The organism is Burkholderia ambifaria AMMD, from assembly GCF_000203915.1.
Classification (GTDB): domain Bacteria; phylum Pseudomonadota; class Gammaproteobacteria; order Burkholderiales; family Burkholderiaceae; genus Burkholderia; species Burkholderia ambifaria.
On record NC_008390.1, the window covers coordinates 34,689 to 54,110 of the forward strand.

22 protein-coding genes are annotated in these 19,422 nt (G+C 69.0%); 3 read left to right on the top strand and 19 right to left on the bottom strand.

Features of this window, described 5'->3' with window-relative positions:
- Positions 1-58 precede the first annotated feature (58 nt).
- The 14 genes from BAMB_RS00120 to BAMB_RS00185 all read right to left on the bottom strand — a co-directional run bounded on the left by BAMB_RS00120 (position 59) and on the right by BAMB_RS00185 (position 11,037).
- A complete protein-coding gene (locus BAMB_RS00120; RefSeq protein ID WP_011655563.1) occupies positions 59-736 on the bottom strand; it encodes a response regulator in 678 nt (225 codons plus the stop codon).
- 12 nt (positions 737-748) lie between these two features.
- Positions 749-2,116, bottom strand: a complete 1,368-nt coding sequence (locus tag BAMB_RS00125; protein ID WP_011655564.1) for a sensor histidine kinase — start codon at positions 2,114-2,116, stop codon at positions 749-751.
- Positions 2,117-2,189: 73 nt separating this feature from the next.
- Entirely contained in the window at positions 2,190-3,038 is an 849-nt protein-coding gene (locus BAMB_RS00130; protein ID WP_041491301.1) for an ABC transporter permease, read from the bottom strand.
- Positions 3,039-3,087: 49 nt separating this feature from the next.
- A complete protein-coding gene (locus BAMB_RS00135; protein ID WP_011655566.1) occupies positions 3,088-3,885 on the bottom strand; it encodes an ABC transporter ATP-binding protein in 798 nt (265 codons plus the stop codon).
- 121 nt (positions 3,886-4,006) lie between these two features.
- On the bottom strand, positions 4,007-5,011 hold the full coding sequence (locus tag BAMB_RS00140; RefSeq protein ID WP_006757432.1) for an ABC transporter substrate-binding protein: 1,005 nt from the start codon (positions 5,009-5,011) through the stop codon (positions 4,007-4,009).
- Positions 5,012-5,154: 143 nt separating this feature from the next.
- Entirely contained in the window at positions 5,155-5,937 is a 783-nt protein-coding gene (gene fliR, locus BAMB_RS00145; RefSeq protein ID WP_011655567.1) for a flagellar biosynthetic protein FliR, read from the bottom strand.
- A gap of 28 nt (positions 5,938-5,965) precedes the next feature.
- Positions 5,966-6,238 (bottom strand): flagellar biosynthesis protein FliQ, encoded by a 273-nt coding sequence (gene fliQ / locus BAMB_RS00150; RefSeq protein ID WP_006750427.1) that lies wholly within the window; start codon positions 6,236-6,238, stop codon positions 5,966-5,968.
- A gap of 16 nt (positions 6,239-6,254) precedes the next feature.
- The gene (fliP, locus tag BAMB_RS00155; RefSeq protein ID WP_011655568.1) at positions 6,255-7,016 is read right to left on the bottom strand and encodes a flagellar type III secretion system pore protein FliP; all 762 of its coding nucleotides are present in this window, start codon (positions 7,014-7,016) and stop codon (positions 6,255-6,257) included.
- 36 nt (positions 7,017-7,052) lie between these two features.
- Positions 7,053-7,619 (bottom strand): flagellar biosynthetic protein FliO, encoded by a 567-nt coding sequence (fliO, locus tag BAMB_RS00160; RefSeq protein ID WP_011655569.1) that lies wholly within the window; start codon positions 7,617-7,619, stop codon positions 7,053-7,055.
- A complete protein-coding gene (gene fliN, locus BAMB_RS00165) occupies positions 7,616-8,101 on the bottom strand; it encodes a flagellar motor switch protein FliN (RefSeq protein WP_011655570.1) in 486 nt (161 codons plus the stop codon). Before fliN ends, fliO begins: the two co-directional genes overlap by 4 nt.
- Positions 8,094-9,092 (bottom strand): flagellar motor switch protein FliM, encoded by a 999-nt coding sequence (fliM, locus tag BAMB_RS00170; RefSeq protein ID WP_011655571.1) that lies wholly within the window; start codon positions 9,090-9,092, stop codon positions 8,094-8,096. Before fliM ends, fliN begins: the two co-directional genes overlap by 8 nt.
- Before the next feature lie 22 nt (positions 9,093-9,114).
- Entirely contained in the window at positions 9,115-9,651 is a 537-nt protein-coding gene (fliL, locus tag BAMB_RS00175) for a flagellar basal body-associated protein FliL (protein ID WP_011655572.1), read from the bottom strand.
- A gap of 173 nt (positions 9,652-9,824) precedes the next feature.
- A complete protein-coding gene (locus tag BAMB_RS00180) occupies positions 9,825-10,547 on the bottom strand; it encodes an LrgB family protein (protein ID WP_011655573.1) in 723 nt (240 codons plus the stop codon).
- Between the two features lie 13 nt (positions 10,548-10,560).
- On the bottom strand, positions 10,561-11,037 hold the full coding sequence (locus BAMB_RS00185; RefSeq protein WP_006750434.1) for a CidA/LrgA family protein: 477 nt from the start codon (positions 11,035-11,037) through the stop codon (positions 10,561-10,563).
- A 140-nt stretch (positions 11,038-11,177) separates the two neighbouring features.
- Between BAMB_RS00185 and BAMB_RS00190 the strand changes: the two genes are divergently transcribed.
- Complete coding sequence (locus BAMB_RS00190) at positions 11,178-12,104, top strand: LysR family transcriptional regulator (protein ID WP_006750435.1); 927 nt, start codon at positions 11,178-11,180, stop codon at positions 12,102-12,104.
- 51 nt (positions 12,105-12,155) lie between these two features.
- Here BAMB_RS00190 and BAMB_RS00195 read toward each other — a convergent pair whose 3' ends face one another.
- Complete coding sequence (locus BAMB_RS00195; RefSeq protein WP_011655574.1) at positions 12,156-13,718, bottom strand: DHA2 family efflux MFS transporter permease subunit; 1,563 nt, start codon at positions 13,716-13,718, stop codon at positions 12,156-12,158.
- A 175-nt stretch (positions 13,719-13,893) separates the two neighbouring features.
- Positions 13,894-14,382 carry a MarR family winged helix-turn-helix transcriptional regulator gene (locus tag BAMB_RS00200; RefSeq protein ID WP_006750437.1) on the bottom strand — a complete coding sequence of 163 codons (489 nt, stop codon included), beginning with the start codon at positions 14,380-14,382 and terminating at the stop codon, positions 13,894-13,896.
- A gap of 175 nt (positions 14,383-14,557) precedes the next feature.
- On the opposite strand from BAMB_RS00200, the gene BAMB_RS00205 reads away from it, so the two are divergent.
- Together BAMB_RS00205 and BAMB_RS00210 are read left to right on the top strand one after the other, a co-directional pair.
- The gene (locus BAMB_RS00205) at positions 14,558-14,842 is read left to right on the top strand and encodes a multidrug ABC transporter ATPase (protein WP_011655575.1); all 285 of its coding nucleotides are present in this window, start codon (positions 14,558-14,560) and stop codon (positions 14,840-14,842) included.
- Between the two features lie 281 nt (positions 14,843-15,123).
- On the top strand, positions 15,124-16,686 hold the full coding sequence (locus BAMB_RS00210; protein ID WP_011655576.1) for an efflux transporter outer membrane subunit: 1,563 nt from the start codon (positions 15,124-15,126) through the stop codon (positions 16,684-16,686).
- Between the two features lie 30 nt (positions 16,687-16,716).
- Here the strand turns inward: BAMB_RS00210 and BAMB_RS00215 are convergent, their stop codons facing one another.
- Genes BAMB_RS00215 through gspL form a run of 3 tightly spaced genes read right to left on the bottom strand, consistent with a single transcriptional unit; the run spans position 16,717 to position 19,410 of the window.
- On the bottom strand, positions 16,717-17,505 hold the full coding sequence (locus tag BAMB_RS00215; protein ID WP_011655577.1) for a type II secretion system protein N: 789 nt from the start codon (positions 17,503-17,505) through the stop codon (positions 16,717-16,719).
- Positions 17,506-17,536: 31 nt separating this feature from the next.
- Positions 17,537-18,043 (bottom strand): type II secretion system protein GspM, encoded by a 507-nt coding sequence (gene gspM / locus BAMB_RS00220; RefSeq protein ID WP_011655578.1) that lies wholly within the window; start codon positions 18,041-18,043, stop codon positions 17,537-17,539.
- Positions 18,040-19,410, bottom strand: a complete 1,371-nt coding sequence (gene gspL / locus BAMB_RS00225; RefSeq protein WP_011655579.1) for a type II secretion system protein GspL — start codon at positions 19,408-19,410, stop codon at positions 18,040-18,042. The genes gspM and gspL overlap by 4 nt, the downstream gene beginning before the upstream one ends.
- Positions 19,411-19,422: the final 12 nt, after the last annotated feature.

Sequence of the window (19,422 nt, forward strand, 5' to 3'; positions counted from 1 at the left end):
CTGCGATACGTTTCGTGCTACGAATAAGTTGTCAGCGGCAGCAGGGCAATAGCCCCCGTCAGTCGTGCGCGCTCTTCGCGCGCAGGATATAGCCGAGCCCGCGCAGCGTGATGATCTCGGTCGTGCTGCCTGCCAGATGCTTGCGCAGCCGGTGGATGTAGATGTCGATCGCATCGGCGCTCGGTTCGTCGTCGAGCGCGAACACGCTGTCCATCAGCCGCGCCTTCGACACCGTCTTGTTCTGCTGCAGCATCAGCGTCTCCAGAATCACGTGTTCGCGGCGGCGCAGCGCGAGCACCGCGTCGCCGCAGCGGAATTCGCGCGTGCCGAACGCATAGACGAGATCGCCGCACACGAGCTGCGTCGTGGCGACGCCCGCCTGCCGGCGAATCAGCGCGCGGATCCGTGCAACCAGCTCGCGCGATTCGAACGGCTTCACCACGTAATCGTCGGCGCCCGCGCCGAAGCAGTCGACCTTGTCGTCGACCGAACCGTGCGCGGTCAGCATCAGCACCGGCACGTTGTCGTTGCGGCGCCGCAGCCGCGCGAGCACTTCCTTGCCGCTGATGCCGGGCAGCCGCATGTCGAGCAGCACCGCGTCGTAACGCTCGGTCTTCAGCACCGTGTCCGCGCGCTCGCCGTCGCCGACGCAGTCGACCGCGAAATCCTCGCCGCGCAGCAGGTTCACGATCCAGTGCGCGAGTTCGGCGTTGTCTTCGACCAGCAGGAGTTTCATGACGGCATCTCTTCAATCAAAGGCGGGCAGCCGCACAGTCACGACGATACCGCGATTGCCGGGCCCCGGCGCGAGCATCGCGCTGCCGCCGTGCGCCTGCGCGATCTCGCGGACGATCGCGAGCCCCAGGCCCGAGCCTTCGGTGTCGGCCGCCACGCGGTAGAACCGCTTGAACACGTGCGGCCGCGCTTCGGCGGGAATGCCGGGGCCGTTGTCGACCACGTCGAGCACGACCGTGTCGCCGCCGCGCCGCGCGACGACCGTCACGCAGCCGCCCGGCTGCGTATAGCGCACCGCATTGTCGACGAGGTTCATCACCAGCGCGGTCAGCAGGCTGTCGCTGCCCGCGACGTCGAGCCGTTCGCCGAGATCGGCGCCGAGGTCGATGGCGCGCCGCTGCGCGAGCACGATCGTTTCCTCCAGCACGCTCGACACCACGGCGGCGAGATCGACGCGATGCGTGAGCAGCGTCGGCGGCGTCGCTTCCGCATGCGCGAGGAGCAGCAGCTTGTCGGTCACGTCGGCCATCTTGCGGCTGCTGCGCTGCATGCTGTCGAGCACCGACGCGAGGTCCGGATCGCCGTTGCCGCGCTGCTGCGCGTACTGGATCTGCGTGTCGAGCACCGCGATCGGCGTGCGCAGCTGGTGCGCGGCGTCGGCGATGAAGCGGCGCTGCGTGGCCGTGTGCGTATTGAGCCGCGCGATGCACTGGTTGATCGCGTCGACGATCGGCCGCAGCTCGTGCTGCAGCCGCTCCGGGCGAATCGGCTCCAGCTCCATCGGCCCGCGGTCCGCGACGTCGTCCTTCAGCTGCATCAGCGGGCGCAGCTCGAGCGTGAGGCCGAGATAGACGAGCACGATCGCGAGCACCAGCATCAGCGACAGGCGCATGAGCTGAGGCCGCCAGATCGTCGCGACCATCGCGTCGTACGAGCGCGTCGTCTTCGCGACGACCACCGTGACCGTCTCGACCTGCCCCTCGTCGTACAGCTGCCGATCGTAGGCGGCCGCGCGCAGCGGCAGGTCGTCGAGCGTCGTGGCGTACAGCGTCGGCTCGACGCCGTGCCGGGCAGGGACCTCGAGCGCCGGGTTGCCCGCGAGCAGCCGGCCGTGGCCGTCGATCACCTTGTAGAACACCGAGTCGCGCGACGGCGATTCGAAGATCTCCAGCGCGGCCGGCGGCACGTCGGCGACCGGCAGCCCGTTGCGCCATTCCACGTCCTCGCCGATGGTGCGCGCCGACGCGACGAGCGCGCTGTCCTGCACGAGCGCGGCCGTGCGCCGAGCGGTGTCGTACGACATCGCGCCCGCGATCAGCACGAAAGCCGCCAGCGGCAGCAGCAGCCACCACAGGAGCCGCCCGCGCAGGCTGTGCGCCATTCCTTCTCCTCAATGCCGAACTGCGCCGGGGCAACCGGCGCGGTTCGGGTGTGTCGTCCGATGCGTGCGCGGCTCAGAACGCCGCGGGGCGCCACTTCAGCAGCCGCTTCTCGATCCAGGTCAGCAGGTAGTCGGCGGCCAGCGCGACCACGGCGAGCACGATCATCGCCGCGAACACGCCGCTTGCGTTGAATGCGCCCTGGGCGGTGGAGATTAGCAGGCCGATACCCTGCTTGGAACCCAGGAATTCGCCGACGACCGCACCGACCAGCGCGAAGCCGAAGCTCACGTGCAGGCTCGCGAGAATCCAGCTGAGCGCGGACGGAATCACGACCGCCGTGGTGATCTGCCGGCGCGACGCGCCGAGGATCTGCGCGTTCGCGATCAGGTAGCGGTCGGCTTCGCGCACGCCCTGGAACGCGTTGCCGAACACGACGAAGAACACCATCACGACGGCCAGCGCGATCTTCGATGCCATCCCGAGGCCGAGTGCGATCACGAAGATCGAACCGAGCACGACGCGCGGAATCGAGTTGGCGATCTGGATGTACAGGCCGAACACGTCGGCCATCAGCTTGTTGCGGCCGAGCACGATCCCGCAGATCACGCCGGCGACCGAGCCGATCACGAAGCCGATCCCGGTTTCCTCGAGCGTGACCCATACCTGCGTGAGCAGCGGGCCTTGCGACGTGCCGTTCACGAACCAGTCCTGGATCTGCTCGAAGATCAGCGACGGCATCGAGAAGAAGAACGGGTCGATCCACTTCAGCCGTGCGGCGAGCTCCCAGCCGCCGAGCACGACGACTAGCACGGCGATCCGCAACGTGACGATCAGGTTGCGCCGGCGGCGCAGCCGGCGTTGCGCGGCGCGCTCGTCGTCCTCGAGCGTCGTCGCCGTAAGGGCGGTAGTGGGAAGCGTCATGTCGGTCATGCTCCTGTCCTTGCTGTGTGTTGCCATGGCTGCCGTGCGGTCAGCCGATCTGCACTTCTTCGCGCAGGTCGTGCCAGATGTCCTTGGAAATTTCGACGAAGCGCGCGTCGTAGCGCACTTCCGACATGACGCGCGGGCGCGGCAGGTCGATCTCGTACACGCGCTTGAGCGTCGCGGGGCGCGCGGTCAGCACGAACACGCGGTCGGCGAGTGCGATCGCCTCCTCGAGATCGTGCGTGACGAACACGACCGAGCCCTTGTTCGCCGACCACAGCTGCAGCAGTTCGTCCTGCATCAGCGTGCGCGTCTGCATGTCGAGCGCGGAGAACGGCTCGTCCATCAGCAGGATTTCCGGCTGGTTGATGAAGGTCTGCGCGAGCGCGACGCGCTTGCGCATCCCGCCGGAGAGCTGGTGCGGGTAGTGCTTCGTGAACTTGTCGAGGCCGACCTTGCGGATCCATTCCTCGGCCTGCGTGTACGCGACGTCCTTCGAGCGGCCGCGAAACAGGGGGCCTGCCGCGACGTTGTCGATCACGTTGCGCCACGGGAACACGGCGTCGGCCTGGAACACGAAGCCGATGCGCGGGTCGATCCCGTCGACCGGGCGACCCACCACGCGCACCTCGCCCGACACCGGCTTGAGCAGCCCGGTGATCAGGTTCAGCGTGGTCGACTTGCCGCAGCCGGTCGGCCCGACGATCGCGATGAACTCGCCGCGCGCGACGCTCATGCTGAAGTCGCGCAGCGCGACGGTGGCCTTGCCTTCCGGCGAAATGAAGCGGCACGACACATTGCGAAACTCGATCGCCGGCGTGCTCGGGGAAACTGCCTGGTTCATCGCATTCGTCCTGCGGGTGAAGAGGGCGCCGCATCGTGGCAGCGCCGGGCCGGTCAGCCGGGCCGGAACGGGGAATGCACGGCGGCGGGATCGCCGCCGCGGGCGCCGGTACCGGGATCGATTACTTCGCGTTGACGAAATCGTTGGTGTAGGTGCGCGCCAGGTCGATGTGCTTGCCCTTCACCGACGGGTTGAACGCCGACAGCACCTTCAGCACGGTCGCCGGGCCGTCGGCCGGCATCTTCGCGTCGGCGGTGTACATCGGCAGCGACGCCTTCAGCGCGGACACGTACAGGCCCTTGTCCTTCTGGTAGTCGGCCGGCATCTTCGCGGCGATTTCCTCGGCGCTGTGCGTGTGGATGAACTGCATCGTCTTCGCGAACGCGTGCGCGAGCTTGGTGGCTTCCGCCTTGTGCGAATCGGCCCAGGCCGACTGCACGTACAGGCTCGCGGCCGGGTAGGTGCCGCCGAGCGCGGCGCGCGTGCCTTCGAGGGTGCGCATGTCGACCAGCACCTTCGCGTCGCCCATCTTCTCGAGCGCGGACACGGTCGGCTCGGTCGTCATCCCGGCGTCGATCCGGCCCTGCTTGATCGCGGCGATGAAGCTCGCGTCGGCGCCGACCGGCAGCATCGTGTACTGCGTCGACGGCACGCCGCGCTGCAGTGCCAGGTATTGCGTGAGGAAGCTGGTCGACGAGCCGAGGCCCGTCACGCCGAGCGTCTTGCCCTTCGCGTCGGCCATCGACTTGAAGGTGGGCGCGGCCTTGGTCGACACCATCTCGACTTCGCCCGGCACCTGGCAGAACACGGCGATCGCCTTCACGTCCTTGCCCTTGCTCTGCAGGTCGACCGTATGGTCGTAGAAGCCGACGACGCCTTGCACGGCGCCCGCCAGCAACTCGTTCTCGGCGTCGACGCCGGCCGGCTGCGACAGCAGTTCGACGTCGAGCCCTTCGGCCTTGAAGTTGCCGAGCTCCTGCGTGAGCCGCGCGGGCAGGTAGATCAGCTTCGCGATCCCGCCGACCATGATCGTGATCTTGCCGCCGTCTTCGGCAAGTGCGGGGTGAGCGGCGAGCGCGCAGCTCAGGCTGGCCGCAACGGCGAGGGTGCGCAGGATGGGTCGCATCGGGGTCGTCTCCTTCGTTGTATTCGTATGGCGCGATGCTTGCTGCATCGTCTTAACGAGTATAGGGAGGCGAAACCTTCTGCAACCTTTCGTGGGCGGGCGATTCCGTTAGGGGTTTTCCAGCAAGCGGAGGCGCCAGCGGACTAGCGCCACCCCAGCAACACCCGCCCCATCGCATCGAGCCCCATGTCGAACAGGTGCGACACGAACGGCACGAGGTTCGGGATCATCAGTTGCACGAGCAACAGCCCGACCAGCATCGTGACCGGAAAGCCGATCTGGAAGATGCCGATCTGCGGCGCCGCGCGGTTCAGGATCCCGAGCGCGAGGTTCGCGATCAGCAGGGCCGCGACCACCGGCAGCGCGAGCAGTAGCCCCATCTCGAACACCGTCGCGCCGAACGCGGCGAGCGTGCGCCAGCCGGGCGCGTGCAGCAGGTCGCCCGACACCGGCAGCGTCTGGAACGACGCGGCCAGCGCCGCGAACACCTGCAGGTGGCCGTCCACCGCGAGGAACGCGAGCATCGCGATCGCGTTCAGGAAGCGGCCCATCACCGGCGTCGCGCCGTTCGAATGCGGGTCGAAGAAGGTCGCGAAGCCGAGCCCCATCGACAGCCCGATGAAGTCGCCGGCCGCCTCGACGGCCGCGAACACGAGCTGCATCGTGAAGCCCAGCGCGATGCCGATCAGGAACTGCGTGACGACGATCCAGATGCCCGGCGCGGAGAACACGGTGACGTCCGGCATCGCGCCGAGCGTGGGCGCGACGACCAGCGCCATGAACGCGGCGATGCCGATCTTCACGCGCACCGGCACCGCCGCATGGCCGACCACGGGCGCCGTCGCGACGAGCGCGAGCATCCGCACGAACGGCCACAGGAAGGCGGTCAGCCAGCCGTTGAGCTGCGCGTAGGTAACCGAGAACATTGCGGCGGAACGGTGCCGGGCGGGCCGGTCAGCCGGCGCCGAGCGTCGCGACGTGCAGCAGCGTCTGCCGCAGGTAGTCGAGCATCGTCGTCAGCATCCACGGGCCGGCAATCACGAGCGTCGCGGCCACCGCGAGCAGCTTCGGGATGAACGACAGCGTCGATTCGTTGATCTGCGTCGCGGCCTGGAACAGGCTCACGACGAGGCCGACCGCGAGCGCGACCAGCAGCAGCGGGGCGGCAAGCAGCAGGCCGACCATCATCGCCTGGTGCGCCAGCGTCATTACCTGTTCGGGGGTCATCGCGCGTGTCCTCCGCTTACGTGAAGCTCTGCGCGAGCGAGCCGATCAGGAGCTGCCAGCCGTCGACCAGCACGAACAGCATCAGCTTGAACGGCAGCGACACGGTGGACGGCGACACCATCATCATCCCCATCGACATCAGCACGCTCGCGACGACCATGTCGATGATCAGGAACGGGATGAAAATCGTGAAGCCGATCTGGAAGCCGGTCTTCAGCTCGCTCGTGACGAACGCGGGCACCAGCAGCGACAGCGGCACGTCTTCGGGGCCCTGCATCGGCGCGGCCTTCGAGATCTTCGCGAACAGCGCGAGATCGGTCTCGCGGGTCTGCTTCAGCATGAAGGTCTTGAACGGCGCGACGCCGCGCCGCACTGCCTGCTCCATCGGCATCGAGCCGTCGGAGAACGGCTTGTAGCCGTCGGCGTACGCACGGTCGAGCACCGGCGACATCACGAAGAAGGTGAGGAACATCGCGAGGCCGACCAGCACCTGGTTCGGCGGCGTCGTCGCGGTGCCGAGCGCCTGGCGCAGCAGCGACAGCACGATGATGATGCGCGTGAAGCTCGTCATCATCAGCAGCATCGCCGGCAGGAACGACAGCATCGTGAGCAGCAGCATCGTCTGCACGCTCAGCGAATAGGTGGTGCCGCCGTTCGGGCCCGGGCTCGTGTTGAACGCGGGCAGGCCGGCCGCCTGCGCGCAGGCGAGCGCGGGGGCGAGGCCGAGGATCAGCGCGGGCGCGAAGCGCGCCGCGCGACGCAGGAATTCGTGTTTCATCGGAATGCAGATACGGAAAGAGGGCGCGACGCCATGTCAGCGGGTGTCCTTGCCGCGCCCGAAGCGCTTCGCGGCTTCGCCCGCGAGCGCGTCGCGAAACCGCGCGCCGAACGTGCCGGGCTGGCCGCGATCGGCGGAACGCGTACCGGCGGGAAGGTCGGCCGGTGCCGGCGCCACCGCCGAGCCGGCCGGCAGCGTATGCAGCAGCCGCACGTTGCCCGGCGCGACGCCGAGCACGAGCCAGGTGTCGCCGATCTCGACGATCGTCGCGCTTTCCTTCGCGCCGAGCCCGACGCTCGACACGACCTTCAGCGGGCCGCCGCGCCGTGCGGGCTGAAACCCGAAGCGGCGCGCGAGCCACGCGCAGCCGAACACGAGGCCGATCACGACCGCGAGCCCGACGAGCGTCTGCAGCACCGCGCCGACGCCGAGCGACGGGACGGCCGAGCCGACCATCACGCTCGACGCGATGGAACCGGCGTTGTTCACCGCGTTCATGTCGGCGGCGCCGGCCGGCACGCATGCGAGCGACGCCGCAATGGCGACGGCAGCCGCCACCGAGGTCGCGACGCGCACGCGGCGGCCGGGCGCGACGACGTTCATCGATTCAGCTTCCGGATGCGTTCGGCCGGCGTGATGATGTCGGTCAGCCGGATGCCGAACTTGTCGTTGACGACCACGACCTCGCCTTGCGCGATCAGGCAGCCGTTCACGAGCACGTCCATCGGCTCGCCGGCCATGCCGTCGAGCTCGACGACCGACCCCTGCGCGAGCTGCAGCAGGTTGCGGATCGCGATCTTGGTACGGCCGAGTTCCACGGTCATCTTGACCGGGATGTCGAGAATCATCTCGATGTCGTTGTGCGTCGAGCTGGCCGCGGCCTTCGACAGCGGCTGGAACACGCCGGCGCCGGTCGCGCCCGCCTGCACCGGCTGCAGGTTCTGCTCGGCAAGCGCGGCGGCCCAGTCGTCCAGGCCCTGATCTTCCTGCGCCGCCGCAGGTGCCGCCTGCACGGCCGATTCCGCGAGCGCCGCGTCGGCGAGGGCCTGCGCGTCGAGTTCGGGCGTCTGGTTCAGCTCACTCATATCCACCTTCCTTCATCGTGTCGCTCGCGCTGATCATCTTCTGCACGCGCAACGCATATTGACCATTGAAAATGCCGTAGCCGCATTCCATCACCGGCACGCCGTCGACCTTCGCGGTGATCGTGTCCTCGATCTCCAGCGGCAGCACGTCGCCCGCACGCAGGTTCAGGATCTTCTCGAAGGTCGACGGAATCTCCGCGAGATTCGCGCTCAGCTCGACCTCGGCCGACTGCACCTGCTGCGACAGCACGCGCACCCAGCGGCGGTCGACCTCGAGCGCCTCGCCCTGGATCGGCGAGCTCAGCACGTCGCGGATCGGCTCGATCATCGAGTACGGCATGCAGATGTGCAGCGTGCCGCCCGTCGGCCCGAACTCGATCGAGAACTGCGTGACGATCACGATCTCGTTCGGCGTCGCGACGTTCGCGAACTGCGTGTGCATCTCCGAGCGCACGAATTCGAACTGCAGCGGCCGCACGCTCTTCCACGCGGTCGCGTAGTGCTCGAACACGAGGTTCAGCAGCTTGCCGATGATCCGCTGCTCGGTGGCCGTGAAGTCGCGGCCCTCGACGCGCGTGTGAAAGCGCCCGTCGCCGCCGAACAGGTTGTCGACGACGAAGAACACGAGGTTCGGGTCGAACACGAACAGCGACGTGCCGCGCAGCGGCTTCACGTGCACCAGGTTCAGGTTCGTCGGGATCGGCAGGTTGCGGGTGAACTCGCTGTACTTCTGCACCTTCACCTGGCTCACGGAGATTTCCGCCGTGCGCCGCATGAAGTTGAAGATGCCGATCCGCAGCAGGCGCGCGAAGCGGTCGTTGATGATCTCGAGGCCGGGCATTCGGCCGCGGACGATCCGCTCCTGCGTCGCGATGTTGTAGGGGCGGACGCTCGACAGGTCGCGCTGCTCGTCGACCGTGTCGGTTTCGCCCGTGACGCCCTTGAGGAGGGCATCGACCTCCTCCTGGGACATGAACTCCTGGTGGCCCATGCGCGCTCCTTTTGCGGCCGCGTTACTGGACGACGAATTCGGTAAACAGCACGTCGTCGACCTTCGCGCGCTGGTTGCCCGGCTGCGTCGGCTGCTCGATCAGCTCGCGCAGTTCCTTCGCGAGCGAATGCTTGCCTTCCGGTGTCGCGAGATCCTCGGGATGCTTGTTCGACAGCGCGAGCAGGATCCGGCTGCGGATCTCCGGCATGCGCGCGGTCAGCTGCTCCTGCGCCTTCGGGTCGGTGAGCTTCAGCGACAGGCCGACACGCAGGTAATGCTGCACGCCGTCGTCGGACTGCAGGTTCACGGTCAGCGGGTCGAGCGGGAAGAACACCGGCGCGGCGAGCGGCGCCGGTTCGGCGGGCGCGCTCGCGTGGCCGACGCCTGCCTTGCTCAGAAACACGTACATGCCGCCCGCGGCGGCGGCGGCCGCGCCCAGCGCGATGACGGCGATGAGCGCGATGCGCTTGAACTTGCCGGAGGAAGCCGGCTTGTCGGCAGTCGGGTTTGCAGTCGTGGAGGCCATGTGAATGCGTGCGTGATGTCTCGTAGCATGCATTGTTCGGCATCCGGGCCGAGCCCGATGGGCGGAAAAGAGGGGGGAATTGCGGCTATCTCAGCCGATTGTCGGCGGGTGCGGGCGCGCGGCAGGGCTGGAATGGCGGGGCGACGACTGGCCCGCGCGGCTGCGGTGCATGGGGAGGGCGGGCTGCGGCGCCCGCCCGTACGGTGTCAGATCGGCAGCAGCGACAGCAGCGGCGCGATCAGCACCATCGCGACGCCCGCGATCATCATCGTGAGGCTCGACACGACGCCTTCCTCATTGCCGATCTCGCGCGCCTTCGCGGTGCCCACGCCGTGGGCGGCCGCGCCGAACAGCGCGCCGCGCGCGAGCCGTGTGCGCATCGGCACCAGCGCGAGCACGATCTCGCCGAGCAGCATCCCGCAGATGCCGGTCGCGATCACGAAGAGCGCGGTGAGGTCTTTCGGCGCATGGATCTTGTCGGACACGGCGAGCGCAAACGGGGTCGACACCGAGCGCGTCATCAGCGAGCGCTGCAGTTCGGGCGACAGGTGCAGCAGCTTCGCGAGCAGCAGCGATCCGCACACGCCCGCGCCGATCCCGACCGCCACGCCGACCGACAGCGACAGCCAGTGGCGACGGATCAGCTCGCGATATTCGTAGATCGGCACCGCGAACGCGATCGTCGCCGGGCCGAGCAGCCACATCAGCCAGCGCGTGTCGCGGAAGTAGACCGAATACGGGATGCCGGTCAGCAACACGAGCAGCACCAGCACGCCCGGCACGAACACGAGCGGCGAGAACAGCAGCGTCTTCTTGTACGCGTAGAGCCGCTTCGACGCGAAATACAGGACGACCGTCAGCACGAAGCAGCCGACGGAAATCGCCGTATTCACGTGGTCGACGGACAGGCTGGACAATAGCGCAGGCATCGCGGGCTCCGGCTCAGTGGGCGGACACGGTGGCGAGGCGCGCGCGGCGGCGTTGGGCGAACACGCGCTGCGCGGCCAGCCGGCGTTCGAGCTTCGCGGCGAGGTCGACGGCGACGGCCACCGCGACCATCACGAACGCGGTGCCGGCGAGCATGACCAGCGCGATGCGCCAGCCGTCCTCGCGGAACAGCCCGCCGTACTGGACCGCCGCGACGGCGGCCGGCACGAAGAACAGCAGCATGTCGGACAGCAGCCAGTTCGCGCCGTCCTTGACCCAGGCGGGCGCGACGCGGCCCGAGAACAGCAGCACGAGCAGCACCGCGAGGCCGATCACGCCGGACGGCACCGGCAGACCGACCGCGCGCACGGCCCAGTCGACCGCCATCCACAGCACGCCGAGCGCGGCGGCCTGCAGCACGATCCGGCCCGTGCGCGCAACGTTGCCCGCGGCGGCGGGGCGGGCGGCGGCAGTGGTAGTCGGGTGGGTCATGGCAGGCTCCATACAGATGTTCCGTTGATGGTGTGAGTATAGGGTTTCCCCTAACCATAAATAAAATGACTTGTCTCTATCCTTGTCATTCCAATTCGGAATTCGCTTTGGGTTCGCCGCACCAAACTGGGGAGTAATCGATGGAATTGCGCGCACTGCGGTACTTCGTCGAGGTCGTGCGTCAGCAGAGCTTCACCGCGGCCGCGGACCGGCTGTTCGTCACGCAGCCGACCATCAGCAAGATGGTGAAGGCGCTCGAGGACGAGATCGGCTCGCCGCTGCTGCTGCGCGACGGCCGGCAGATGGTGCTAACCGACGCGGGGCGGATCGTGTTCCAGCGCGGCCAGGACGTGCTCGCCGCGCAGGCACAGCTGCAGTCGGAGCTGAACGATCTCGGCACGCTCGGGCGCGGCGAGCTGACGATCGGCATTCCGCCGCTCGGCGGCTCGCTGTTCACGCCGATCATCGCCGCGTACAAGCAGCGCTATCCAAACATCGAGCTGAAGCTGTTCGAGCAGGGCGCGCGGATGATCGAGGCCGCGCTGATGTCGGGCGAACTGGAACTCGGTGGGCTGCTGGAGCCGGTCGATCCCGGCACGTTCGAGCGGCTGCCGATGGTGCGCGCGCCGCTGTGGCTCGTCGCGCCGCGCGAGTCACGCTGGGAGGATGACGCGGCCGTGCCGCTCGCCGATCTCGCACGCGAGTCATTCGTGTTCTATGCGGAAAGCCTCGCGCTGCACGATGCGGTGCTCGACGCGTGCCGGCAGGTCGGCTTCACGCCGTCGATCGTGAGCCGCAGCGGTCATTGGGACTTCATGGCCGCGCTGGTGCACGCGGGCGTGGGCATCGCGCTGTTGCCGGAGCCATACTGCCGGCGGCTCGATGCGCGGCAGTTCACGTGCCGGCCGATCGTCGAGCCGGAGATCACGTGGGCGATCGCGCTCGGCTGGCTGAAGAAGGGCTACCTGTCGCACGCGGCACGGGCCTGGCTCGACGTCGCGCGGGCGACGCTGCCGATCGCGTCGGGCGACGACCTGGCCTTCGGGGGGCTGCGGGCACGGGAGTGAAGGCCGGGGCGATGCTCGGCGTAATCAGATGTGCTGAATCGGGCGCCGCCCTCAATGCCCCATCGCCGGCCCCGCGCCCTTCCTCGGCTTCGTGATCCACACCAGCGCCGCGAGCGCGATGAACACGCCGGCCGACAGGTGGAAGAAGTCGTTGGTCGCCATCATGAAGCCCTGCTGCGTGACCAACTGGTTGAGCTGCGCATTGGCCGTCTGTCCGACGATCCCGAGCTGCGCGAGCGCGCCCTGGTATTCGGTCGTGTTCTGCGCGTAGACGCTCACCGATTCCGACAGCCGCGCGTGGTGGTAGATCGCATCGTTTTCCCAGAACGTCGAGCTGGCCGCGGTGCCGATCGCGCCGGACAGCGTGCGCAGGAAGTTCGACAGCCCCGACGCGCTCGCGAGCCGCTCGTCGGAAATGCTCGACAGCGTGATCGTCGTCATCGGCACGAAGAAACACGCGACGCCGATCCCCTGCACGAGCCGCGGCAGGATCACGTGGTTGAACGGCACGTCGAGCGTGAACGTCGAATTCCAGACCGACACGCCCGCGAACACGATGAACGCGAAGCTCGCGACCATCCGCAGATCGAGCCGGTGCATGTTGCGCCCGATCAGCGGCGACAGCACGAGCGCGAGCAGCCCGACCGGCGCGGTCGCGAGGCCGGCTTTGCCGGCCGTGTAGCCCATCACCGTCTGCAGCCACAGCGGGAAGATCACGACCGAGCCGAAGAACGCCATGAAGCCGAACGAGATGATCAGCGCGCCGAGCGCGAAGTTGCGGTCCTTGAACAGCGACAGGTCGACCACCGGTTCCTTCTCGGTCGCCTCCCACACGAGCATGAACGCGAGCGACACGACCGCGATCAGCGCGAGCGCGACGATGAAGGTCGAGTTGAACCAGTCGCGGTCCTTGCCGAGGTCGAGCATCATCTGCAGGCACGACACGCCGATCACGAGCAGCGCGAGGCCGACCGCGTCGATCCGTTGCCGGCTCGTCTTCGTCTCGCGGCCGCGCAGCAGGAAGTACGCGCAGGCCGCCGAGAAGATGCCGATCGGCAGGTTGATGTAGAAGATCCACGGCCACGTGTAGTTGTCGCTGATCCAGCCGCCCAGCAACGGGCCGAAGATCGGCGCGACGATCACCGTCATCGCCCATAGCCCGAGCGCGAGCCCGCGCTTCGCCGGCGGGTAGCTGCGCATCAGGATCGTCTGCGACAGCGGCACCATCGGGCCCGACACGAGGCCCTGCAGCAGCCGGAACGCGATCAGCGTCTCGAAGTTCGACGCGAGGCCGCACAGCGCCGACGCGATCGTGAACGCGAGCACCGACAGCGTGAACAGGCGCACCTCGCCGACCCGCCGCGCGAGCCAGCCGGTCAGCGGCACCGCGATCGCGGATGCGACCGAATACGACGAGATCACCCACGTGCCTTCGCTCGTCGCGACGCCGAGGCTGCCCGAGATGGTCGGCACCGCGACGTTCGCGATCGACGTATCGAGCACTTCCATGAAGGTGCCGAGCGCGAGCCCGACGGTCAGGAGCGCAAGCGCGCCGCCGGTGAGCGGCGCGGGTTGGGCGGCAGGCGGCGTGGCGGATGCCGTGGTGGCGGACATCGGAATCTCCTAGACGCGGCGCGCGCGACGCGCCGGCACAACGCACGGGCGCGCGATACCGCGCGGCCCGGCCGGGTGGAACGGGTGAGGGGAGAGACGGAGCATGTGTCTTGTCATCTTCTGCCCAGACAGAGAAATAAGCGAATGCTTAACCTAGACATCGGGCCTCCCGCGCTCAGCAGTCCGGTTCGTCGGGTTTCGGGCAGCCGGCGTCACCGGGCCCGTTGGCGATGAACCGTTGCAGCAGGCCGGTGAGCGTCGCGAGTTCGTCGGCCGAGAAGCCGGCGAGCTGCGCGTTCAGCGCGGTCGCGATCAGCGATGGCAGCGCGCGGGCCGCCTCGGCGCCGCGCTCGGTCAGCGTCAGCTCGATCATCCGGCGGTCCTGCTCGCTGCGCGAGCGCGCGACCAGGCCCTTGCGCTCGAGACGGTCGAGCATGCGCGTCATCGAGCCGCTGTCATACGACATCTTGCGCGACAGCTCGAACGGCGTGCGCGCATAGCCGCGCGACAGCAGCAGGATCACGCCGATCTGCTGCGCAGTGAGGTCGTGCGGCTCGAGCGCGCGGTCCATTCGCTCGACGAGCGCCTGCCGGGCCTTGGTCAGGTAATAACCGAGGCTCGTTTCCAGCGCGATGGTGTCGGGATCGTAGAGGCCGCCGTTCATGCGATTGCGCACGCCGCAAACAGTGCGTTTCAGGTCAAAACGCGCCCAGTATCTTGAAAAATGATTGCTTAGTCAATATTATTTCAGTCAACCAGTTACGACGTGCATGTTGCACTGCCGGAGACTATGTTCTGACCGCTTTGCCCGCGCTGCCGGGCCCCCGAGGATGTTCGCGATGCTGTTCCTGAAAAATGCCGCCGGCGCGCTGCGCCGCAACCTGACCGATACCGCTCATCATGTGTTCTCCGGGCCGCACCGCGGCTGGAAGATCGCGCTGTACGTGACGATGCTGGTGGTACCGGGCGGATCGCTCGCGGCGCTCGGGTTCGCATGGTTCGATCATCGCCGGCAGCGCAACGCGAAGGACGCCGCCCGCCGCACGGGCCAGCCGGCGGCAACGGAGCCGTCGACATGGCGGTCCGCCGCCGATCCCGTTGCGGTGCCCGTGCGCTGCCACTGAAGCCACGCCGCTTTCGCCATCCCGACTGAACGCCGGCCGCGCCCGTCGCGGCCCGGTTGGCGCGCGCCGCATCGCCTGCCTGTTTCGTCCGCAAGCAGTCCGTAATGGTAATGGCCGGTAAACCGGCCGGCCGCGCCGGTAACACATGCGTGCCGCCGCGCGCCGTACCCTTAGGGCTGCGCGGCTTTCCCGCCGTCAGTTACCATTTGTCCGCCAGCGGCACAACGACCGCATCGCGCGGCGCCGCTCGCCGGCCGTCGCGCCCAGACAGGAAAACCACGATGCCGTACGCCCCCCTCCCGCGCGCCTTTCGCCCGCTGAGCGCCGCCGTCGCCGTTGCGACGGCCGTGCTGCTCGCCGGCTGCGCCGTCGGGCCCGACTATCACCGGCCCGACACGTCGATCCCCGCCGCCTTCAAGGAAGCGCCGGCCGGCTGGAAGGTCGCGCAGCCGGCCGACCGGGCCGACCGCGGCCCGTGGTGGAGCGTCTACAACGATCCGCAGCTCGACGCGCTGATCGGCAAGCTCAACGCATCGAACCAGACCATCGCGCAATCGGCCGCCGCGTACCGGCAGGCCCGCGCGCTCGTCGCCGAAGCGCGCGCCGCGTATTTCCCGACCGTCGGGCTGACCGCGTCGGGCTCGCGCGCACGCTCGGGGCGCACGCCCACGTCGTCGGGCGCGTCGGGCTTCGGCAGCAGTTCGTCGATCAGCAACAGCTACAGCGTCGGTCTCGATGCGAGCTGGGAGCCCGACCTGTGGGGCAAGGTGAGCCGCAGCGTCAGCGCGCAGCGCGCCGGCGAAGCGGCCGCCGCGGCCGATCTCGCGAATGCGCGGCTGTCGCAGCAAGCGCTGCTCGCGCAGACCTACTTCCAGCTGCGCACGTCCGATGCGCTGCAGAAACTGCTCGACGACACCGTGAAGTCGTACGGCGACTCGCTGAGGCTCACGCAGAATCAGTACGCGCAGGGCGTCGCCGCGCGCGCGGACGTGATCCAGGCGCAGACGCAGCTGCAGAGCGCGCAGGCCGCGGCGATCGACAACGGCGTCGCGCGCGCGCAGTACGAGCATGCGATCGCGACGCTGATCGGCGAGCCGGCATCGACGTTCTCGCTGCCGCCGAACCCGCTCACCGCGCAACCGCCGATCACGCCGGTCGACGTGCCGTCCGCGCTGCTCGAGCGGCGGCCGGACATCGCGGCGGCCGAGCGCCGCGCAGCTTCCGCGAACGAGCAGATCGGCGTGGCGATCGCCGCGTTCTTCCCGACGCTCACGCTGTCCGCCACCGGCGGCTTCCAGAGCTCGGTGTGGTCGCAATTGTTCACCTTGCCCGCGCGGTTCTGGACGGTCGGCCCGCAACTCGCGGCCACGCTGTTCGACGCCGGCCTGCGCGCCGCGCAGACCGATGCCGCCCGCGCAACCTACGACCAGGACGTCGCCGCATATCGTCTCGCGGTGCTCACCGCGTTCCAGGACGTCGAGGACAACCTCGCGTCGCAGCGCATCCTCGCGCAGGAAGTCGACGTGCAGCGGCAGGCCGTCGACAGCGCCGAGCAAGCGCTCGCGATCGTCACGAACCAGTACAAGGCGGGCACGGTCGCCTACCTGAACGTGCTGAGCGCGCAGACCACCGCGTTTACCGCGCAGCAGAAGCTCGCGACGATCGCCGGCCAGCGGATGGTGTCGTCCGTCGGGCTCGTGAAGGCGCTGGGCGGCGGGTGGGATGCGTCGGACATGGCGCGCGAGACGGGCGACGTGGCGGCGCCGGTGCCGGTGCCGGCGTCCGGTGCGGCGGCGCCGGCCGCGACCTCACCGTCAGCCGCCGCGCCGCTCGCGCAGAAGTAATCGGGGAAAAGGAGAGGGCGCCGCGCGCGTTCAGCGCGTCGCGTCGCCGAAGATCAGCGACACCTGGTTGTTGCCGATCGGACGGCCAAGCAGGTTCAACAGCCCCGCGAGGTTCGCCTGCTGCTCGGGCGCCGCGTGCGCGGTGCCGCGAAACGATCTGCGGCCGGGGCCGAAGCTGCCGTGCCCGTCGAGGAACAGCGGGCCCTGCGTGGTCGACAGGTCGAGATCGGCGTCCGCCCCCTTCGCCTGCAGCACCGCGCGGTACGACCCGAGCGGCTTCACGCGAGACACACGCGAACTCATCGAATCGATCGTCACCGTCAGCTGGCCGAACGCGTTGTTGCCGATCATCCGCCAGTCGGTCCAGCCGAGCCGCACGTCGCCCTGCAAGTCGAGCGTGTTGAACGGCGTGCCGAGCCCCGCGAGCAGCGACGCCGGCACGGCCATCGAGCCCGCCGACAGTACCGCGCCGCGCCACGTCGCATCGAGCGTGACGGCGTCGGGCATCGCCTCGGTCTGCCGCATATGCATCTGCACGCGGCCGGTCAGCAGCGGCCAGAAGCGCGTGGTCCACTGGACCCGCCCGGGCAGCAGCGTCGCCGCGCTCTGGTCCGCGCCCGGCGCGAGCATCAGCGTGCCCGAGCCGTGCCACAGCGAGCCTTCCGGATCGACGAGGTTCACGTGAGCACCGGTCGCACGCGCGACCTGCGGCGCGATCCACGCGGCCGGCGCGAGCGCGACGAGCGTCAGCGCCGTCGCGAGCCCGCCTGCCACCACCCACGGCACCGCGGCGGCAAGCCGCCTGATCCCCGGCCTCATCGGCCGACCGTCGCTGGTTTCATCCACTGCGTCATTTCTGCGTCGAGGGTTGCATCACGGCCGTCAGGTCGACCTGGCCGTCTTCCTTCAGCCCGGTCACGTGGGCTTCGCCGACCTGCACCTTGAACTGCCGGCGCGCGTCGTCGAGCCACTGCGTCCACACCGGGAACGGCACGTTCTTCAACTGGATCTGCACGCCGTTGCCGACGACCTGCACCTGCGCGCCCTGCAGCCCGTGATCGGACAGCGACGCGGTGAGCGCATCCTTCAGCGCGAGGCCGGTCGGCGCGACGCCTTGCGCGGCGGCCGTCAGCGATTTCGCTTCGTTGGCCTGCGCGGTCATCTGCGCGAGTTCGCTGCGCATCGTCGGCAGCTCGCGCCGGATGCGCGCGCGGCCTTCCTGCGCGGGCGACCACAGCACCGAATACGCGATCGCGACGGCCAGCACGGCACCGCCCCAGCCGAGCAGCGTCCGCTCGCGCTGCGAGCGCTCGCCCCAGAACTGGGCCAGCGTCTGGGTCAGTTGTTCGGTCTTCATGGGCGGCTCCGGATGGTCCATTTGCCGGTGCTGCTGTCGACTTCGCCAGCGAGCCCGTTGCGCGCGAGACGCTGCGGGAAATCGGGGTCGACCTTGACCTCCGGCTTGAAGCCGACGTCGAGCCGCCGGTCGTGATAATCGAGCGACGCGATGCCGTTCAGCGGCAGCGCGCCCATCGAACGCGACAGCCCGCTCGACAGCGCGAGGAAGTCGTTCGGCGACAGCTCGCCCGCCGCGAGGCGCAGCTGATCGAGCTGGCGCTGCATCTGCGCGGGCGGATCGAGCACAGTCGTGGTCTTCGGGAAGGCGGACAGGAGCGTCTCGGTGATCTGCGCGGACAGCGCATCGCGCTCGCGCGACAGCTTCCACCAGTGCAGGTTCATCCCGATCACCGCGACGCCGAGCGTTGCCGCGACGAGGGCGATCGGCACGCGCAGGCGCTTCATCGTCGCGCGGTCGAAGCGCCACGGCTGCGACTCGAATTCGAACTGGCAGAGATCGAAGCGCTCGGCGAGCGCACGCCGCGCGAACGTATCGAACGGCAGCGGCTGCGCACCCGGCAGCAGCGGGCCGTCGGTGCGGCCGACCGACGCGAGCCGCGGCTCCGCGCCCGGCTCGCCGAGTTCGTACAGTTCGACGTCGCCGCCGCCCGCGAGCGCGGCCAGCGTGCCGGCGGCCCGCGACGCGGGCGCCGCGAAACCCTCGCCGAGCGCGCCGCGCGCGATCGCGAGTTCGAGACGCGGCGCACCGGCCGCGACCGGCAGCGCGCCGGCTTCGACGAGCGCCGGTTCGACCGTGGTCGCCAGCCCGAGCACCGCGGCCACGGCCGTCGGGCGGCCGGCCGGTGCGGTCGCGAGCGTGATCGCGTCGGCCTTGGCGGCCTCACCGTCGACAGGCGCGTCGAGCGGCGCTTGCGCCGGCTCGCGCGGCGCCGGCAGGCAGCGCGTCGCGGGTACCGCGCTCAGGCGCCGATGGCCGGCCGCGGCGAACGCGTCGCAGATCGTACGGAACCACGCGCGGTCGACGACGGCCAGCACGCGACGGCCATCGGGCAGCGCGACCGGGTCGAGCGCGATATGGCAGCCGAGCGGATCCTGGATCAGCTGATCCTCGACGATGTTGGGCAGCGCCTGGCGCAGCTTCGGCCCCTTGAGCGGCGGCACGGTCGTGGCGAGCAGCAGCACGTCGCGCGCGGCGACGATCAGCCGCGTCTCGTTCGCGCGCGGCAGCAGCGCGAGCGCGGCGTGGCCCGCGCGCTGCACCTGGCCGGCCTTGTCCACGAGCGTGAACGGCAGCTCGGGCCACTGCCATTCCTGCAACGGCACGGCCGGCTCGCGCGGCGGCAAAGAAACAATCAGCGTGCTCAAGAGCTCCTCTCC

Coding starts and splice junctions, on each gene's coding strand:
- BAMB_RS00120 (WP_011655563.1), bottom strand. CDS start 736: ATGAAACTCCTGCTGGTCGAAGACAACGCCGAACTCGCGCACTGGATC.
- BAMB_RS00125 (WP_011655564.1), bottom strand. CDS start 2,116: ATGGCGCACAGCCTGCGCGGGCGGCTCCTGTGGTGGCTGCTGCTGCCG.
- BAMB_RS00130 (WP_041491301.1), bottom strand. CDS start 3,038: ATGACGCTTCCCACTACCGCCCTTACGGCGACGACGCTCGAGGACGAC.
- BAMB_RS00135 (WP_011655566.1), bottom strand. CDS start 3,885: ATGAACCAGGCAGTTTCCCCGAGCACGCCGGCGATCGAGTTTCGCAAT.
- BAMB_RS00140 (WP_006757432.1), bottom strand. CDS start 5,011: ATGCGACCCATCCTGCGCACCCTCGCCGTTGCGGCCAGCCTGAGCTGC.
- fliR (WP_011655567.1), bottom strand. CDS start 5,937: ATGTTCTCGGTTACCTACGCGCAGCTCAACGGCTGGCTGACCGCCTTC.
- fliQ (WP_006750427.1), bottom strand. CDS start 6,238: ATGACCCCCGAACAGGTAATGACGCTGGCGCACCAGGCGATGATGGTC.
- fliP (WP_011655568.1), bottom strand. CDS start 7,016: ATGAAACACGAATTCCTGCGTCGCGCGGCGCGCTTCGCGCCCGCGCTG.
- fliO (WP_011655569.1), bottom strand. CDS start 7,619: ATGAACGTCGTCGCGCCCGGCCGCCGCGTGCGCGTCGCGACCTCGGTG.
- fliN (WP_011655570.1), bottom strand. CDS start 8,101: ATGAGTGAGCTGAACCAGACGCCCGAACTCGACGCGCAGGCCCTCGCC.
- fliM (WP_011655571.1), bottom strand. CDS start 9,092: ATGGGCCACCAGGAGTTCATGTCCCAGGAGGAGGTCGATGCCCTCCTC.
- fliL (WP_011655572.1), bottom strand. CDS start 9,651: ATGCATGCTACGAGACATCACGCACGCATTCACATGGCCTCCACGACT.
- BAMB_RS00180 (WP_011655573.1), bottom strand. CDS start 10,547: ATGCCTGCGCTATTGTCCAGCCTGTCCGTCGACCACGTGAATACGGCG.
- BAMB_RS00185 (WP_006750434.1), bottom strand. CDS start 11,037: ATGACCCACCCGACTACCACTGCCGCCGCCCGCCCCGCCGCCGCGGGC.
- BAMB_RS00190 (WP_006750435.1), top strand. CDS start 11,178: ATGGAATTGCGCGCACTGCGGTACTTCGTCGAGGTCGTGCGTCAGCAG.
- BAMB_RS00195 (WP_011655574.1), bottom strand. CDS start 13,718: ATGTCCGCCACCACGGCATCCGCCACGCCGCCTGCCGCCCAACCCGCG.
- BAMB_RS00200 (WP_006750437.1), bottom strand. CDS start 14,382: ATGAACGGCGGCCTCTACGATCCCGACACCATCGCGCTGGAAACGAGC.
- BAMB_RS00205 (WP_011655575.1), top strand. CDS start 14,558: ATGCTGTTCCTGAAAAATGCCGCCGGCGCGCTGCGCCGCAACCTGACC.
- BAMB_RS00210 (WP_011655576.1), top strand. CDS start 15,124: ATGCCGTACGCCCCCCTCCCGCGCGCCTTTCGCCCGCTGAGCGCCGCC.
- BAMB_RS00215 (WP_011655577.1), bottom strand. CDS start 17,505: ATGAGGCCGGGGATCAGGCGGCTTGCCGCCGCGGTGCCGTGGGTGGTG.
- gspM (WP_011655578.1), bottom strand. CDS start 18,043: ATGAAGACCGAACAACTGACCCAGACGCTGGCCCAGTTCTGGGGCGAG.